Annotated in this window: 15 protein-coding genes; 13 read left to right on the plus strand and 2 right to left on the minus strand. The window is 45.8% G+C overall.

The features are described 5' to 3' along the window. The first annotated feature begins 49 nt into the window (after window positions 1–49). The 5 genes from R7E29_RS21180 (at window position 50) to R7E29_RS21200 (ending at window position 7,003) form a co-directional block, all read left to right on the plus strand. Complete coding sequence (locus R7E29_RS21180; protein WP_054576392.1) at window positions 50–3,097, plus strand: DNA translocase FtsK 4TM domain-containing protein; 3,048 nt, start codon at window positions 50–52, stop codon at window positions 3,095–3,097. A 61-nt stretch (window positions 3,098–3,158) separates the two neighbouring features. Next, on the plus strand, window positions 3,159–3,785 hold the full coding sequence (gene lolA / locus R7E29_RS21185) for an outer membrane lipoprotein chaperone LolA (RefSeq protein ID WP_005388103.1): 627 nt from the start codon (window positions 3,159–3,161) through the stop codon (window positions 3,783–3,785). Beyond that, complete coding sequence (locus R7E29_RS21190; protein ID WP_038889531.1) at window positions 3,786–5,141, plus strand: replication-associated recombination protein A; 1,356 nt, start codon at window positions 3,786–3,788, stop codon at window positions 5,139–5,141. Window positions 5,142–5,232: 91 nt separating this feature from the next. After that, entirely contained in the window at window positions 5,233–6,540 is a 1,308-nt protein-coding gene (gene serS / locus R7E29_RS21195; RefSeq protein ID WP_054576393.1) for a serine--tRNA ligase, read from the plus strand. 196 nt (window positions 6,541–6,736) lie between these two features. After that, window positions 6,737–7,003 (plus strand): DksA/TraR family C4-type zinc finger protein, encoded by a 267-nt coding sequence (locus R7E29_RS21200; RefSeq protein ID WP_017634396.1) that lies wholly within the window; start codon window positions 6,737–6,739, stop codon window positions 7,001–7,003. Window positions 7,004–7,072: 69 nt separating this feature from the next. Here the strand turns inward: R7E29_RS21200 and bioA are convergent, their stop codons facing one another. Beyond that, a complete protein-coding gene (gene bioA, locus R7E29_RS21205) occupies window positions 7,073–8,353 on the minus strand; it encodes an adenosylmethionine--8-amino-7-oxononanoate transaminase (RefSeq protein WP_054576394.1) in 1,281 nt (426 codons plus the stop codon). A gap of 130 nt (window positions 8,354–8,483) precedes the next feature. On the opposite strand from bioA, the gene bioB reads away from it, so the two are divergent. Genes bioB through bioD form a run of 4 tightly spaced genes read left to right on the plus strand, consistent with a single transcriptional unit; the run spans window position 8,484 to window position 12,178 of the window. Next, window positions 8,484–9,536, plus strand: a complete 1,053-nt coding sequence (bioB, locus tag R7E29_RS21210) for a biotin synthase BioB (protein WP_005378222.1) — start codon at window positions 8,484–8,486, stop codon at window positions 9,534–9,536. Next, window positions 9,523–10,674 (plus strand): 8-amino-7-oxononanoate synthase, encoded by a 1,152-nt coding sequence (gene bioF / locus R7E29_RS21215; RefSeq protein ID WP_054576395.1) that lies wholly within the window; start codon window positions 9,523–9,525, stop codon window positions 10,672–10,674. Before bioB ends, bioF begins: the two co-directional genes overlap by 14 nt. After that, entirely contained in the window at window positions 10,674–11,495 is an 822-nt protein-coding gene (gene bioC / locus R7E29_RS21220; protein WP_005388087.1) for a malonyl-ACP O-methyltransferase BioC, read from the plus strand. Before bioF ends, bioC begins: the two co-directional genes overlap by 1 nt. Then, window positions 11,492–12,178, plus strand: a complete 687-nt coding sequence (gene bioD, locus R7E29_RS21225; RefSeq protein WP_005378217.1) for a dethiobiotin synthase — start codon at window positions 11,492–11,494, stop codon at window positions 12,176–12,178. The genes bioC and bioD overlap by 4 nt, the downstream gene beginning before the upstream one ends. Window positions 12,179–12,259: 81 nt before the next feature. On the opposite strand, the gene R7E29_RS21230 is transcribed toward bioD, so the two are convergent. After that, window positions 12,260–12,427 (minus strand): hypothetical protein, encoded by a 168-nt coding sequence (locus R7E29_RS21230; protein ID WP_005378215.1) that lies wholly within the window; start codon window positions 12,425–12,427, stop codon window positions 12,260–12,262. 509 nt (window positions 12,428–12,936) lie between these two features. On the opposite strand from R7E29_RS21230, the gene htpX reads away from it, so the two are divergent. From htpX to R7E29_RS21250, 4 genes are all read left to right on the plus strand, one after another. Continuing rightward, window positions 12,937–13,806 (plus strand): protease HtpX, encoded by an 870-nt coding sequence (gene htpX / locus R7E29_RS21235; protein WP_005388085.1) that lies wholly within the window; start codon window positions 12,937–12,939, stop codon window positions 13,804–13,806. Between the two features lie 208 nt (window positions 13,807–14,014). After that, window positions 14,015–14,434 carry a nuclear transport factor 2 family protein gene (locus R7E29_RS21240; RefSeq protein ID WP_005378211.1) on the plus strand — a complete coding sequence of 140 codons (420 nt, stop codon included), beginning with the start codon at window positions 14,015–14,017 and terminating at the stop codon, window positions 14,432–14,434. Further along, window positions 14,431–15,156 (plus strand): SDR family oxidoreductase, encoded by a 726-nt coding sequence (locus tag R7E29_RS21245; protein WP_017634393.1) that lies wholly within the window; start codon window positions 14,431–14,433, stop codon window positions 15,154–15,156. The genes R7E29_RS21240 and R7E29_RS21245 overlap by 4 nt, the downstream gene beginning before the upstream one ends. A 12-nt stretch (window positions 15,157–15,168) precedes the next feature. Further along, window positions 15,169–16,479, plus strand: coding sequence for an NAD(P)/FAD-dependent oxidoreductase (locus R7E29_RS21250; protein WP_053303217.1), 1,311 nt, complete (start codon window positions 15,169–15,171; stop codon window positions 16,477–16,479).

Consider the following 16,479-nt stretch of genomic DNA (forward strand, 5'->3'; position numbering starts at 1 on the left):
TCGGAATGTTTTGCAATTTCCTATTTCATTTCCATATTCAAGTTGATTTATGTTCAAAGAGAACGCAAAGAAAGTCGAAACCATTATCAAAACCAGTGAAGAGCCCCAGTCTTCACGCTTAAATGGCTTCCAACGCTTAAAAGAGTGCTGCTTTATCGTTGGCGTTCTTAGCTCGGTATTGCTTGCGGTTGCACTATTTACCTTCAGTCCGGCCGATCCTTCTTGGTCCCAAACCGCATGGGGAGGGGATATCGATAATGCTGGTGGCCTTTTCGGCGCTTGGCTAGCCGATACTCTATTCTTCACATTTGGCTCTCTCGCTTACCCAATCCCTTTCTTGCTAGCGGCGGCTGCATGGGTGATTTGCCGTAAACGAGGAGAAGATGAGCCCATTGATTTCATGCTATGGGGTACAAGGCTGCTCGGTCTTGTCGTCCTTATTATGACCAGTTGCGGTCTTGCCGATATTAATTTTGATGACATTTGGTATTTTTCATCCGGAGGTGTGGTCGGGGATGTGTTGTCTAGCCTCGCTTTACCTACATTAAATGTACTCGGTACCACATTGGTACTGCTGTTCTTGTGGGGAGCGGGCTTTACGCTCTTCACTGGCATCTCATGGCTTAACATCGTGGAATGGCTTGGTGATCGTGCATTAGCACTAATCGCCGCGCTTGCAAATAAGGCAAGAGGTTCAGAGCAGGAAGTTTTAGAACCTCAGCTTGATGAGTTTGTAGAAGATAAAGTCTCTACGCCTAAACATAATGTAGACCATGAAATTGATGATGAGCCGCTTCCTCATTTAACGGCGTACGATGTCGATGAACCGAAAGAGTCGGCGCCAGCGCATGAGTATCCTATTTATATGCCGCAAGCTAAACCTGATAAGCCTGCGGAACAGGCGATGGTAGAACCAACGCCACCACAACGCAAGGCTACGGTTAATGCTGCGCCAGTTTATTCTGAACCTGAGCCTCAAATACAACCTATCCATACGGTTAACACTGATAACGTTGATCCGCTCTTGGAACGCACCGAGCAACTGAATGTTACGATAGAAGAGCTTGAAGCAGCGGCGCAACAAGCAGATGACTGGGGAACTGAAGAGCAGGCAGCCCCATCATTTGCAGACACTTACTCTTCCTATGTAGAGCAACATACAGCTACAGAAGAACCGATCAGTGTTGAACCAGATTATGCGGAGTACGAACAATTTGAAGCAGAGCAAGTACAGCAGCCAAGTATTGAGCATCCTGTACATGAAGAGCCTGCAATTGATTCTGCTGTGTTAGATAGCATCACGGCGCAAACGGAATCGAGCCAACATATTGAGCCTACGATCTCTGACTTTGATGTGTTAGATGATGAAGACGAAGTGGAGTCTCAGCCTGCGCAGCAAGTACAGCCAACAACGCCTCATCAGCAAGTTGCAACACCTTCAACAACATTTGAACCTGCACCTCAAAAAGTGGAGGTAGAAGAGGTCCAAGACAACGACCAAGACGTTACCGCATTCCAAGATATGGTTTCCAATGCGCAAGCCAAAGTCGCTGCAACACAGAACCCATTTTTGGTACAGAAAGAAGAAAACTTGCCAGTTCCGGAAGAGCCACTCCCAACGCTCGAGTTGCTTTATCATCCAGAAAAACGTGAAAACTTTATCGACCGTGATGCGTTAGAGCAGGTCGCTCGATTGGTAGAGAGCAAACTCGCTGACTACAAAATCAAAGCCGATGTGGTTGGTATTTATCCTGGTCCAGTGATCACTCGTTTTGAGCTTGATTTGGCGCCGGGGGTGAAAGTAAGTCGTATTTCTGGTCTTTCAACTGACTTAGCGCGTGCATTGTCTGCGATGGCGGTACGTGTCGTGGAAGTAATCCCTGGCAAGCCTTACATCGGTTTGGAACTGCCAAACATGAGTCGTCAGACGGTCTATTTATCTGATGTCATCAGTAGCCCTCAGTTTGAGCAAGCAACGTCACCAACAACGGTTGTGTTAGGTCAAGACATTGCGGGTGAAGCCGTGGTGGCCGATCTTGCGAAGATGCCTCACGTGCTAGTAGCAGGTACAACAGGTTCTGGTAAGTCGGTGGGTGTGAACGTGATGATTTTGAGCATGCTGTATAAAGCAGGTCCAGAAGATGTACGCTTCATCATGATTGACCCGAAAATGCTAGAGCTTTCTATTTATGAAGGTATCCCTCATCTTCTTTCTGAAGTTGTGACTGATATGAAAGACGCATCAAATGCTCTACGTTGGTGTGTGGGCGAGATGGAACGTCGTTACAAATTGATGTCGGCATTAGGTGTACGTAATGTGAAGGGCTTCAACGAAAAATTGAAGATGGCAGCAGAAGCGGGCCACCCAATCCATGACCCGTTCTGGCAGGAAGGCGACAGCATGGATACTGAACCGCCATTGCTAGAAAAGCTGCCTTACATCGTCGTTGTTGTTGACGAATTTGCTGACCTAATGATGGTGGTAGGTAAGAAAGTTGAAGAACTGATTGCTCGCTTGGCGCAAAAAGCGCGTGCGGCAGGTATTCACTTAATTCTTGCGACTCAGCGTCCATCGGTTGATGTTATTACCGGTCTAATTAAAGCGAACATTCCAACTCGTGTTGCGTTTACGGTATCGACTAAAACGGACTCTCGTACAATCCTAGATCAAGGCGGCGCAGAATCACTACTTGGTATGGGTGATATGTTGTATCTACCGCCGGGGTCAAGTCATACAACTCGTGTTCACGGTGCATTTGCATCAGATGATGATGTTCATGCTGTTGTAAACAACTGGAAAGCGCGTGGTAAACCGAACTACATTGAAGAGATCATCAGTGGAGATCAAACTCCAGAAAGTCTATTGCCAGGTGAGCAAATGGAAGCGGATGAAGATGTAGACCCGCTCTTCGATCAAGTTGTTGAGCACGTGGTTCAATCACGTCGAGGTTCGGTTTCCGGTGTTCAGCGCCGATTTAAGATAGGTTACAACCGTGCCGCCCGTATTGTAGAGCAGCTTGAAGCGCAGGGCATCGTAAGTGCTCCGGGTCATAACGGTAACCGTGAAGTACTGGCACCTGCGCCACCAAAAGATTAATGAACTTGTGTTACTCACCTCAGTCCAACTGAGGTGAGTGGTTCTAATAATAGGTATCTGAATGAAAAAACTATTTTCAGCGAAACTTTTCTCCGCGCTTGTTTTAAGCTTTTCCCTCTTCTCTACTGCACACGCAGCATCTCCTAAAGATGAATTAAACAAACGCCTTTCTATGAATGATGGCTTTAGTGCAGATTTCTCTCAGCAGGTTATCAGCCCTGAAGGCGAAACGGTTATGGAAGGAGAAGGTACGGTTGAAATTGCCCGCCCAAGCCTGTTCCGTTGGAGCACAACATTCCCTGATGAGAACCTATTGGTCTCTGACGGTAAGACATTGTGGTACTACAGCCCATTCATCGAGCAAGTGAGCATCTACTGGCAAGAGCAAGCAACAGAGCAAACGCCATTTGTTTTGCTAACGCGTAACCGAGCAAGTGATTGGAATAACTACAAAATATCTCAAAAAGGTGACCAGTTCACTCTCATTCCTACCGCAGTAGACTCCACACAAGGTCAATTCCAGATTAATATTGATGCCAAAGGTGTCGTGAAAGGCTTCAACGTGGTTGAGCAAGACGGTCAAAAAGGTTTGTTCACCTTTAACAACGTGAAGCTGGGTAAACCAAAAGCAGACAGATTCACATTCACAATTCCAAAAGGTGTGGAAGTGGATGACCAAAGGAATTAATTGGTAGTGAGTAATTACACATTAGATTTCTCGGGGGACGAAGATTTTCGTCCCCTTGCTGCTCGTATGAGACCGGAAACAATCGAGCAATACATTGGACAGCAGCACATTTTAGGCCCTGGTAAGCCACTGCGCCGTGCGCTAGAGGCGGGTCACATTCACTCTATGATCCTTTGGGGACCACCAGGCACAGGCAAAACGACATTAGCGGAAGTGGCTGCAAACTACGCCAATGCTGAAGTAGAGCGTGTGTCTGCCGTAACGTCTGGTGTGAAAGAAATCCGTGCTGCAATCGAGAAAGCACGTGAGAACAAAATGGCGGGTCGCCGCACCATCTTATTTGTGGATGAGGTGCATCGCTTCAACAAATCTCAACAAGACGCGTTTTTACCGCATATCGAAGATGGCACGGTTACCTTTATTGGTGCGACGACAGAAAACCCATCGTTTGAGTTAAACAACGCATTGCTGTCACGTGCACGTGTCTACAAGCTAACGTCTCTCGATAAAGATGAAATCTCACTGGCGCTGAATCAAGCGATCAGTGACAAAGAGCGTGGCTTGGGCAATACACCCGCACATTTCGCTGATAACGTATTAGACCGCCTAGCAGAACTGGTCAACGGTGATGCTCGCATGTCTCTCAATTATCTTGAGCTGCTCTACGACATGGCAGAAGATAATGCGCAAGGTGAAAAAGAGATCACGCTTAAGTTGCTGGCTGAAGTGGCAGGGGAGAAAGTCTCTCGCTTCGATAACAAAGGTGATATCTGGTATGACTTAATCTCTGCGGTCCACAAATCCATTCGTGGCTCTAACCCAGATGCGGCGCTTTACTGGGCTGCACGTATGATTGCTGCGGGTTGTGATCCTCTTTATATTGCCCGTCGATTACTTGCGATAGCATCGGAAGATGTCGGCAATGCGGACCCTAGAGCCATGCAAGTGGCACTCTCCGCGTGGGACTGTTTTACACGCGTTGGTCCAGCAGAAGGTGAACGTGCGATTGCTCAAGCTATTGTTTATCTCGCGTGCGCTCCAAAGAGTAATGCCGTTTACGTTGCTTGGAAACAAGCGCTAACGGACGCTCATAACTTACCTGAATATGAAGTGCCGCATCACCTTCGAAATGCGCCAACCAGTTTGATGAAAGACATGGGTTATGGGGCTGAGTATCGTTATGCTCACGATGAGCCTGGTGCTTACGCAGCAGGTGAGCAATATTTGCCGCCTGAAATGGGCGATCGTAGGTACTATCAGCCGACAAATCGTGGTCTGGAGACCAAAATCGGCGAAAAGTTAGATTACTTGGCTACTTTAGACGCAAATAGCCCACAAAAGCGCTATGAAAAGTAGGCGTTTTTGGATACATTTGTTTAGTAAATTTTTTTAACGCGTACGCTTGGAAAGTGCGCGTGATTTCACAACAAAAAGCATAGGATTAACAATGCTGGATTCTAAATTACTTCGTACAGAGCTGGATGAAACAGCTGCTAAACTGGCGCGTCGTGGCTTTAAGCTAGACGTAGATACTATTCGTAAACTTGAAGAACAACGTAAGTCCATTCAAGTAGAAGTAGAAAATTTACAATCCACGCGTAACTCCATCTCCAAGCAAATCGGCCAAAAAATGGCGGCTGGCGACAAAGAAGGCGCAGAAGAGATCAAGAAACAAATCGGTACGCTAGGTAGCGATCTTGATGCGAAGAAAGTTGAACTTGAGCAAGTAATTGCTCAACTAGACGAATTCACGCGTTCTGTACCAAACATCCCAGCAGATGAAGTGCCAGATGGCAAAGATGAAAACGACAACGTTGAAATCTCTCGTTGGGGTGAGCCAAAGTCTTACGACTTCGAACTGAAAGATCACGTTGACCTAGGCGAAATGGGCGACGGTCTAGACTTCGCAAGTGCAGTTAAGATCACTGGCGCACGTTTCATCGTGATGAAAGGCCAATTTGCTCGTCTACACCGTGCAATCGCTCAGTTCATGCTGGATCTTCACACTGAAGAGCACGGCTACACAGAAATGTACGTACCTTACCTAGTAAACTCTGACAGCCTATTCGGTACTGGTCAGCTTCCTAAGTTTGGTAAAGATCTTTTCCACACTGAGCCGCTAGTAGAAAAAGTAAACGACGAAGAGCCACGTAAACTGTCTCTAATCCCTACTGCAGAAGTACCTGTAACGAACCTAGTTCGTGACACGATTTCTGACGAAGCGGATCTACCAATTAAGATGACAGCTCACACGCCATGTTTCCGTTCAGAAGCAGGTTCTTACGGTCGTGATACTCGTGGTTTGATTCGTATGCACCAGTTCGACAAAGTTGAGCTAGTACAAATCACTAAGCCAGAAGATTCAATGAACGCACTAGAAGAGCTAACAGGTCACGCTGAGAAAGTTCTACAACTTCTTGAGCTTCCTTACCGTAAAGTGGTTCTATGTACAGGTGACATGGGCTTCGGCGCTCGTAAGACTTACGACCTAGAAGTTTGGGTTCCTGCTCAAGAAACTTACCGTGAAATCTCTTCATGTTCTAACATGTGGGACTTCCAAGCTCGTCGTATGCAAGCGCGTTTCCGTCGTAAAGGCGAGAAGAAACCTGAGCTTGTACACACGCTAAACGGTTCTGGTCTAGCTGTAGGTCGTACAATGGTTGCTATCCTAGAAAACAACCAAGAAGCAGACGGCCGTATTGCAATCCCTACAGTACTTCAGAAGTACATGGCGGGCGCAACGCACATCGGTTAATTCATTAACCACTAGAACACCAAAACCCAGCCTTAGTGCTGGGTTTTTTGTTATCTGCGTCGAGTGAAAATTGATTATTACTAAGCTGCAATAGTGTTTTCGAATTTACCCTAATTATCTTGTTATTTGTAATCGATATAATCATCCACCTTACCACGGTAAGTAGATTTTCTCATTCAAGTAACGAGGAGGGCTTATGGCCGTAGGGTGGGCCAATGACGATAGCGTCAGCCAACAAATTCAAAACACAATAGACGACGAGATTTCCCGTGTTCGTGGCAGTATCGCAAGGGGTGAAAGCGCCCATTATTGCGATGAGTGTGGTGATGAGATCCCAGAAGCACGTCGTTTTGCTATGAAAGGCGTTCGTTTGTGTATCGAATGTCAGTCAACAATCGAATTGGTGTCTCAACGCCAAGCATTGTTCAATAGACGAGCGAGTAAAGACAGTCAACTCCGATAACTTTACTGCTCTAATAAATAACGAGACGGTTTGAGTCTCATACTCAAACCGTTTTCATGTTCAATTGAACTATGAAGCGAAGCAGTCTTTACGTTGTAACGCAGCATCAATCGCATTCACTAACTTTTCAATATCTTCTGGCTTGCTGATGAACGGCGGCATCATATAAATCAGTTTGCCAAATGGACGAATCCACACTCCGTGTTCAACAAACAAGGCTTGGATGGTTTCCATATTCACAGGGCGATACGTCTCCACTACGCCAATGGCACCTAACCAACGGGTGTTTTTTACCAACTCGTGTTCTTCAAGTTTTGGCAGTAACTCAGAAAACAACGCTTCGATTTGTTGGGTTTGCTGTTGCCAGTTACCTTGTTCAATCAATTCCAAACTTGCAGTGGCAACAGCGCAGGCAAGTGGGTTACCCATAAAGGTTGGGCCGTGCATAAAACAGCCTGCATCACCACCACAAACGGTGTCTGCTACGTGTTTGCTCGCCAGGGTCGCAGAGAGGGTCATGTAGCCGCCAGTGAGTGCTTTCCCGACACACAGAATGTCTGGTTGAATGTCTGCATGTTCGCAGGCAAACAACTTACCGGTACGACCAAATCCGGTAGCGATCTCATCTGCAATCAATAACAAGCCGTATTTGTCGCAAAGCCTACGCACGCCTTTGAGAAATTCTGGATGGTAGATGCGCATGCCGCCTGCGCCTTGAACAATAGGTTCTAGGATCACCGCAGCAAGTTCTTGATGGTGCGTATCAATCTTATGCTCGAAGTCAGTAAGAGCTTCTGGATCCCATTCATCCCAATAACCACAAGTTGGTGACTCCGCAAAGATATGCTCAGGCAAAAAGCCTTTGTAGAGAGAGTGCATTGAGTTGTCAGGATCGGTGACCGACATCGCCGCAAACGTATCGCCGTGATAACCGTGTCGCAAAGTAAGAAACTTCGGTCGGCGTTCGCCTTTTGCATGCCAATATTGAAGTGCCATTTTTAAGCTGACTTCTACGGCAACAGAGCCTGAATCGGCAAGGAATACATGTTCAAGATTACTTGGTGCTAGGGATAGCAACTTCTTACACAAACTGATTGCTGGCTGGTGGGTAATCCCGCCAAACATCACGTGAGAGACCTTATCGATTTGCTGGTGAGCGGCTTGATTTAAGTGCGGATGGTTATAGCCGTGGATCGTCGACCACCAAGAAGACATGCCATCGACCAGCTCAGTACCATCTTCCAATTTAATGTGCACACCATTTGCCGATGCCACTGGGTAGCAGGTCAGAGGTGTCAATGTAGAAGTGTAAGGATGCCAGATATGCTGGCGGTCGAAGGCGAGATCCATGTGCGATTCCAATAGTAATTGAGGTTAAAAAATAAACAGGTGTAAACCTTGCTCTTTTGTGTTGTGTTGACAGTTTATCGAGACTCAGTAGACTGTCAACACAACAACAAAAGTGACTAAAGGAATACACGTGGAAGTTCGTCATAACTGGACGCATGCTGAAGTGCGCGATCTCATGGAAAAACCATTCATGGATCTCCTATTCGAAGCGCAGCTTGTACATCGTCAATATCAACAAACCAACCATGTTCAAGTAAGCACGCTTCTGTCGATTAAGACAGGTGCTTGTCCAGAAGATTGTAAGTACTGTCCTCAGAGTGCTCGTTACACCACAGACATCGAAAAAGAGCGTCTGATGGAAGTAGAACGCGTACTCGATGCTGCGCAAAAAGCCAAAAATGCTGGTTCTACTCGATTCTGTATGGGCGCAGCATGGAAAAACCCGAAAGAGCGTGACATGCCACATTTGACCGACATGATCAAAGGCGTGAAGGGCATGGGTTTAGAAACGTGTATGACATTAGGCATGTTGACGCCAGATCAAGCAAAGCAATTGGCAACCGCAGGTCTGGATTACTACAACCACAACCTAGATACCTCACCTGAATTTTACGGCAACATCATTACCACACGTACTTACCAAGACCGTTTAGATACTTTGTCTCACGTTCGTGATGCTGGCATGAAGATTTGTTCCGGTGGCATCATCGGCATGGGTGAAAGTGCTAACGACCGAGCTGGTTTGTTGGTTGAATTGGCTAACTTACCGGTACACCCTGAAAGCGTTCCAATCAACATGCTCGTGAAGGTAAAGGGGACACCACTGGAAGAAGTGGATGATGTTGAGCCTTTCGATTTCATTCGCCTGATTGCGATTGCACGAATCATGATGCCTCAATCAGCCGTTCGTTTATCCGCTGGCCGTGAAAACATGAACGAACAAATGCAAGCGCTGTGTTTTATGGCGGGTGCAAACTCCGTTTTCTATGGCTGCAAGCTTCTGACCACGCCAAACCCTTCTGAAGACAAAGACATGATGCTGTTCAACAAGCTCGGTATTAACAGCCAAGAGGTGTCTCAAAAGCCTGATGAAATCGAAGAAAACGAGTTACTCGATCGCGTCGTAGAGCGCGTTGCTGCCCGTCCGACAAAAGACGACCTTTTCTACGATGCCAGCGTTTAAATCTCGTATCGAGTCCGCCCTTGCTGAGCGTAAAACGCAAGGGTTGAATCGTTCTATGAATGTGGTGTTTGCCGGTAACCAGTCCGTTTTGGAACACGAAGGTAGACGCTACATTAATTTCTCAAGTAATGATTATTTGGGATTGGCTAATGACCAAGCGCTTGTTCGGGCTTGGCAGCAAGGTTTAAGCGTATATGGTAGTGGCAGTGGAGCATCACCGATGGTGACTGGCTTTAGTGCCGCGCACAGCAATTTAGAAGCCGCACTGACCGAATGGTTGGGTTACGACAGAGCAATTCTGTTTGGTTCTGGATTCAGTGCTAATCAAGCCTTGTTGTTCACCTTGTTGGAAAAATCAGACGTATTGATCCAAGACCGTTTGAACCATGCCTCACTGATGGAAGCGGGGGCGTTGTCACCAGCTAAGATGAAGCGCTTCAAACACAATGACATCGAGCACCTAAAGTCGCTGATTAATAGCGAAGACAACCATCTAGTTGTGACTGAAGGGGTATTCAGCATGGACGGCGACTGTGCGCCGCTTAGCGATATAGCTGAAGTCACTCGTAGTCATGATGCTTGGTTTGCTGTCGATGACGCTCATGGTATTGGCGTTCTTGGTCAATCCGGTGGTGGTTCTTGTGAGTTGGCAACGTTTAAACCCGAGATACTGATCGTTACTTTCGGCAAAGCGTTTGGTATGTCTGGCGCGGCTATTTTATGTGACCACGCAACGGGGGACTTTTTAACTCAGTTTGCTCGTCACCATGTGTATTCCACAGCGATGCCTCCGGCACAAGCCTATGCGCTAACGCATGCGGTTTCTATCGTTCAAGAGCAGTCTTGGCGACGTGAAAAGCTTTCAGAGCTTAGTGAAGTGTATCGAGACTGCCTCAGCGATCTGGAGGGCTTTGTTGAGACTCAGACTTCGATTAAGCCGTTTGTGATTGGTGAATCTGAACTGGCTTTGCAGGTTGCGAGCGCTTGTCGCCAAAACGGCATTTGGGTTACCGCTATTCGACCACCGACGGTGCCTAAAGGGACGTCTCGCCTTCGAATCACACTCACTGCCAATCACACCAACGAACAAGTTAAAACGCTTTCAATGGCATTGAAGCAAGCATTAGGAGCGCTGTAATGGATAATGCAACTACCGCATTAGCGCAAACGCTCGCGTTAGAGAGTTTCCATCAAGATAAAGACGCGATTGCCTCTTCGTTTGGTAAAGCAGCAGAAACATACGATAAACATGCGGCTTTTCAACGTGATGTCGGGCATCAGCTGCTTGATAAACTTCCTGAAAACTTGACGGGAAAACGTGTATTGGATTTAGGTTGTGGCACGGGTTATTTCTCCCAACTACTTCAACAACGCGGTGCGGAAGTAGTCTGCGGCGATATCTCTCAAGCCATGTTAGATAAAGCAGAGCAGCGTTGTGGTGCAGTACGAATGCACTACCAAGTTGCTGATGCTGAAAACTTACCATTTGACGATGATAGCTTCGATTATGTGTTTTCAAGTTTAGCGCTGCAATGGTGTACAGATTTAAGTTACCCACTAAAAGAAGTGCGCCGCGTGCTAAAAAATGGTGGGAAAGCGTGGTTCTCTACACTGGTTGATGGATCACTGTATGAGCTGCGTGCATCATGGGAAAAAATTGATGCATATCAACACGTCAATAACTTTCTAACGCTCAATCAGGTAAAAATTGCGTTAGCGCAATCTCGATGTGACAGCCATCAACTAGACTTGACCACCATCACAGTTTGGTACGACTCTGCATTTTCAGTTATGCGTGACCTCAAAGGTATAGGTGCAAATCACGTAAGCGGGCGCTCACACGGTTTAACTAGTCGCGAGACTTTGTTAAAAGTTGAGCATGCGTACCAAGCGTTTAAAAACGATCAAGGTCTTCTACCTGCAAGTTATCAGGTTTGTTTTGGAGTAATACATCTATGATTGATGCTTTTTTTATTGCTGGTACGGATACTGATGTTGGAAAGACGGTAGCGTCTAAAGCCATTTTGCAAGCGATCGCCGCAAAAGGACTAAACACTATTGGTTATAAGCCAGTGGCAGCAGGGAGTGACAAGACTGAAGCCGGATGGCGTAACTCTGATGCTTTACACTTACAAGACGCCGCAACACTCGATGTGGCCTATGATGATGTGAACCCATACGCTTTAGAGTTGCCTGCTTCTCCCCACATTGCAGCGAAGCATGAACATGTCGAAATAAGTTACGATGTTCTGAGTCAAAAACTGGCTCAACATAAGCAGCAAGCCGATGTTGTTCTCGTTGAAGGTGCTGGAGGCTGGCGTGTGCCAGTATCCGATACGGACTGTTTATCTACATGGGTAAAAGAAGAGCAGTTACCTGTTGTACTGGTGGTTGGCATTAAATTAGGCTGTTTGAGCCACGCTTTACTCACAGCAGAGAGTATTAAAGCGGATGGTTTGAATCTTGTTGGCTGGGTGGCAAACCGCGTCAACCCAGGCACAGAGCACTACGCTGACATTATCGAGATGCTAGAAGCACGTATCGATGCACCTAAGCTTGGGGAAATTCCATATATTCCAAGTGCTAAACGTAAAGAGCTAGGCAAGTACATTAATGTAGAGCCGTTGCTAAACACTGACTAATGGTGTTTAGGGTAAAAGACTAAAAAACCAAAGGGCTGCGCAATGCAGCCCTTTCTTGTTGGTGTAAGCTAAAAAGTCAGATTACTTATCTTGGCTGAGCCCCATCAATGCTTGTTGTGTTTCTGCAACACGCTGAGACATATGATGATCGGTTGAAATACCAAGTTGTTGCTTTGCCTCGTCCTCTGAGATGCCTAGGTGACAACGCAGTAAATCAATAGCCATTTGATAGTCGTTAGTTTCTACCATGGTTTTTCCCTCAATACATGGAGTTTTTGAGCTCACCCAATGCACTTTTTGCAATGTACTTAGAGTGGCTCTGTTTTGTTCATCTCATTCGAATTTAGCATGTCCATGTAGCCGCACAATAAGACCAAAGTCTATAGCAGAGCTAACGTACTGTTTTTGGTCTATTAAAAAATTTCTAGCTAAGTTGCTAAGAGGTGATAGATTTAACACCAAGATCATCTATCAATAGATGATGGGTAGCTCAGAGCTTATTTTATCATTTTGATAAATGTATATGAACGGAGGTTCCGGCTCCTACCAAAGCATGTTTTGAAATCGCTTGAATTAAATATTTCAGTCCCGAAAACAAATGTTGCAATTTATTGCTTAACCTTGTTTTTATCGCGGATAGACTATATCTATAACGCACGGAACATGAAAATCAACGGAATTGGCTTTTATAGCGATTACCATTTGTTCCTTATAACAATCCGTTTTAAAAAAACGATAAGCTTCCTCGGAGAAAAGTAATGAAGCGAATTATGTTATTCCTAGCAACTAACCTAGCTGTCGTGCTAGTGCTTAGTGTTGTTCTGAATATTGTTTACGCTGTAACTGGAATGCAACCAGGCAGTCTGTCAGGTTTACTTGTAATGGCTGCTGTATTTGGTTTTGGTGGCGCATTTATTTCGTTGATGATGTCAAAGGGTATGGCGCTACGCTCGGTTGGTGGTATGGTCATTGAAAGCCCGCGCAACGAAACGGAGCATTGGTTAGTCGAAACTGTGGGTCGTCAAGCTCAACAAGTGGGTATTGGTATGCCAACGGTGGCTATTTATGATTCACCAGATATCAATGCATTTGCGACAGGTGCAAAACGAGATGACTCTCTTGTCGCCGTTTCTACTGGTCTTTTACACAATATGACTCGTGATGAGGCAGAGGCAGTACTTGCACACGAAGTGAGCCATATTGCAAATGGTGATATGGTCACGATGACGTTGATGCAAGGTGTCGTGAACACGTTTGTTATCTTCCTATCACGCTTTATTGCCAATATCGTGGCATCGAACGATGATGAAGAAGGCCAAGGTACAAATATGATGGTTTACTTTGGCGTATCCATGGTGCTTGAACTGGTATTTGGTTTCCTAGCTAGCTTCTTGACTATGTGGTACAGCCGTCATCGCGAATTCCACGCGGACGCAGGTGCTGCGCGCCTCGTTGGCAAAGAAAAAATGATTGCGGCTCTAGAGCGTTTGAAGGTGAGTCATGAATCTCAACTGGATGGCACCATGATGGCGTTTGGTATCAATGGCAAGCAGTCGCTGACTGAGCTATTAATGAGCCACCCTCCGCTAGATAAACGTATTGCAGCGTTGCGAGGCCAGCAATACTAATTGTTCCTACTTAAATAATTGTTAATCTGCTGAAAAGGCTTGGTTTTGACCAAGCCTTTTTTTCGCCGATTGATCGCGTGCGAACTTCATCACGTACTACTTACAGAAATAAAGTTATACAAAATTATTTTTGTACAACTTTGGTGGAATGAACTATCTTGTACATATAATAATTTTGTACAACTTAATGGGCGTGTAGGAGTAAAAAATGGACATACAGTCTGTTGGCAATATCTATCAAAAGCTCAACAAAGCGAACTTACATCTGCTTAAGGATATATATCACCAAGATGTAGTATTTGAGGACGCAGCGCATCGTTTAGAAGGATGGCCAGCACTTTCGGATTATTTCACCTCATTATATGCCAACGTCATCAGTTGTGATTTTGTAATCCATGAGCATCAACAAGTCGGAGATACAGGCTTCCTAACTTGGACAATGGACCTTCAGCATCCCAAACTTCAGAAGGGTGCGCCTATTCTCGTCAATGGTGTTTCGCACCTCAAATTTAGCGAAGGTCAGGTCATTTATCACCGAGACTATTTTGATCTCGGAGAGATGCTCTATGAGCATTTACCGTTACTTGGTTCAGTCGTTAAAACCATCAAGCAGAGGTTAGGACAATGAACAACACCATCTTAATCACAGGCGCCACCTCCGGAATAGGAAGGCAGCTTGCCCTAGATTACGCGACCTCAGAATGGAATGTGATTGCTTGTGGTCGGAATCAAGATGTTCTTGCAGAACTGGAGGCAGTTTCTGCCAAAATTCATACATTGCAGTTTGATGTGACAAATTATGAGGAAACTCAGCAGGCGCTCTCTAATTTGCCCTTTACGCCAAACACATGGGTTTTTAACGCAGGCGATTGTGAGTACATGGATGAGGGAGTGGTCGACGCGAAACTCATGGCGCGTGTGATGAACGTAAATGTTGTCGGTGTTGCCAACTGCGTTGAAGGCTGCCAAGTACATTTAGAGAGAGGGCACCGCATTGTTATTGTTGGCTCTATCGCATCAGAAGTGGCACTGCCTCGTGCAGAAGCTTACGGCGCATCCAAAGCGGCAGTCAGTTATTTTGCACGCACGCTCGCCGTCGACTTGAAAAAGAAAGGGATCAAAGTGGTAACGGTGTTTCCTGGTTTTGTTGAAACGCCGTTGACTGACAAAAACGACTTCGAAATGCCAATGATCATTTCTACTCAGCAAGCGTCGGACTCTATCAGGAAGCAGTTAGCCGCCAACAAGACCTATATCTATTTCCCAGCGAGATTTACCAGTATTTTACGTTTTATCTCGTTACTTCCATACAGTTGGCAAGCTCGCCTAACTGCTAAACTCGTATCATAAGAAGGAATAAAAATGAAAACAGCAGGAAGAAAGAAGATAGCGATTGTGGGAACGGGAATCTCTGGCCTTACTTGTGGTTATTACTTGCATAAAGAACATGATGTAACGCTTTTTGAAGCGAACGATTACATCGGTGGCCATACTGCAACCGTTGATGTGAGCCTTGATGGTAGAGAATACGCGATAGACACTGGGTTCATCGTCTATAACGATCGTACGTACCCTAATTTCATTAAAATGATGAGCGAGATTGGCGTTGAAGGTCTGCCGACTCAAATGAGCTTCAGTGTCAGAAACGATGGGAACGGACTAGAGTACAACGGCCACACAGTGTCGACATTGTTTGCTCAAAAACGTAACTGGGCAAACCCTAAATTTTATCGATTTATCTTCGAGATACTTCGTTTCAATAAACTTGCCAAGCGCTTCGCTAGCGAGCAATCTTCGCACTCTCAGACGTTAGGTGAGTTCCTTGACGAACACAAATTCAGTGCTTTTTTTACCGATAACTACATATTACCGATGGGTGCTGCGATTTGGTCGTCGACTTTAGCTGACATGCGCGCATTCCCTCTTATGTTCTTCTTACGTTTCTTCCTCAACCACGGTCTGCTAGATGTGACTAACCGACCACAATGGTATGTGATTAAAGGTGGTTCACGTTCATACATTCCACCATTGACCAAAGGCTTTGCCGAGAATATTCGTCTTAATAGTCCTGTCGAAAAAGTGGTTCGCAACGAAAAAGGGGTTGGCGTTCAAGTTCGCGGAGAAACGCATTGGTTTGATGACGTTATCTTTGCTTGTCACAGTGATCAAGCAATGAGAATGCTAGAGGATATCAGCCCAATTGAGCAGGAAATCTTGGGGGATATGACATACCAAGCAAATGAAGTTGTTCTTCATACCGACTCTGCCGTACTACCAAAACGTAAGGCAGCATGGGCATCATGGAACTACCTATTGGAAGGCAGTGAAGAGCAACAGCAACGCCTCCCTTCGCTCACTTATAACATGAACATTCTTCAGCATATTCAATCAGAACACACGTTTTGTGTAACGTTGAATAGTACTGAGCAAATTAACTCAAATAAAGTCTTGCGTTCGTTCACTTATCATCATCCAGTATTCACCACTGAGTCTATTGCAGCGCAGCAGCGCAAAAATGAGATACAGGGTAAACAAAGTACCTGGTTCTGCGGCGCTTATTGGTACAACGGTTTTCATGAAGATGGCGTGCGTAGCGCGCTTGATGTTGTGAAAGAACTAGAAGAAAAGTACCGCGAACAAAATGTGGTTCCTTTCGAAAAAGGCGCAGCGTGA

The organism is Vibrio sp. Vb1729 (assembly GCF_033338655.1).
In the GTDB taxonomy this organism is placed as follows: domain Bacteria; phylum Pseudomonadota; class Gammaproteobacteria; order Enterobacterales; family Vibrionaceae; genus Vibrio; species Vibrio alginolyticus.

Excerpts from the sequence above, each read along its gene's own strand:
- R7E29_RS21180 (WP_054576392.1), top strand. The coding sequence starts at position 50 with ATGTTCAAAGAGAACGCAAAGAAAGTCGAAACCATTATCAAAACCAGT.
- lolA (WP_005388103.1), top strand. The coding sequence starts at position 3,159 with ATGAAAAAACTATTTTCAGCGAAACTTTTCTCCGCGCTTGTTTTAAGC.
- serS (WP_054576393.1), top strand. The coding sequence starts at position 5,233 with ATGCTGGATTCTAAATTACTTCGTACAGAGCTGGATGAAACAGCTGCT.
- R7E29_RS21200 (WP_017634396.1), top strand. The coding sequence starts at position 6,737 with ATGGCCGTAGGGTGGGCCAATGACGATAGCGTCAGCCAACAAATTCAA.
- bioA (WP_054576394.1), bottom strand. The coding sequence starts at position 8,353 with ATGGATCTCGCCTTCGACCGCCAGCATATCTGGCATCCTTACACTTCT.
- bioF (WP_054576395.1), top strand. The coding sequence starts at position 9,523 with ATGCCAGCGTTTAAATCTCGTATCGAGTCCGCCCTTGCTGAGCGTAAA.
- bioC (WP_005388087.1), top strand. The coding sequence starts at position 10,674 with ATGGATAATGCAACTACCGCATTAGCGCAAACGCTCGCGTTAGAGAGT.
- bioD (WP_005378217.1), top strand. The coding sequence starts at position 11,492 with ATGATTGATGCTTTTTTTATTGCTGGTACGGATACTGATGTTGGAAAG.
- R7E29_RS21230 (WP_005378215.1), bottom strand. The coding sequence starts at position 12,427 with ATGGTAGAAACTAACGACTATCAAATGGCTATTGATTTACTGCGTTGT.
- htpX (WP_005388085.1), top strand. The coding sequence starts at position 12,937 with ATGAAGCGAATTATGTTATTCCTAGCAACTAACCTAGCTGTCGTGCTA.
- R7E29_RS21240 (WP_005378211.1), top strand. The coding sequence starts at position 14,015 with ATGGACATACAGTCTGTTGGCAATATCTATCAAAAGCTCAACAAAGCG.
- R7E29_RS21245 (WP_017634393.1), top strand. The coding sequence starts at position 14,431 with ATGAACAACACCATCTTAATCACAGGCGCCACCTCCGGAATAGGAAGG.
- R7E29_RS21250 (WP_053303217.1), top strand. The coding sequence starts at position 15,169 with ATGAAAACAGCAGGAAGAAAGAAGATAGCGATTGTGGGAACGGGAATC.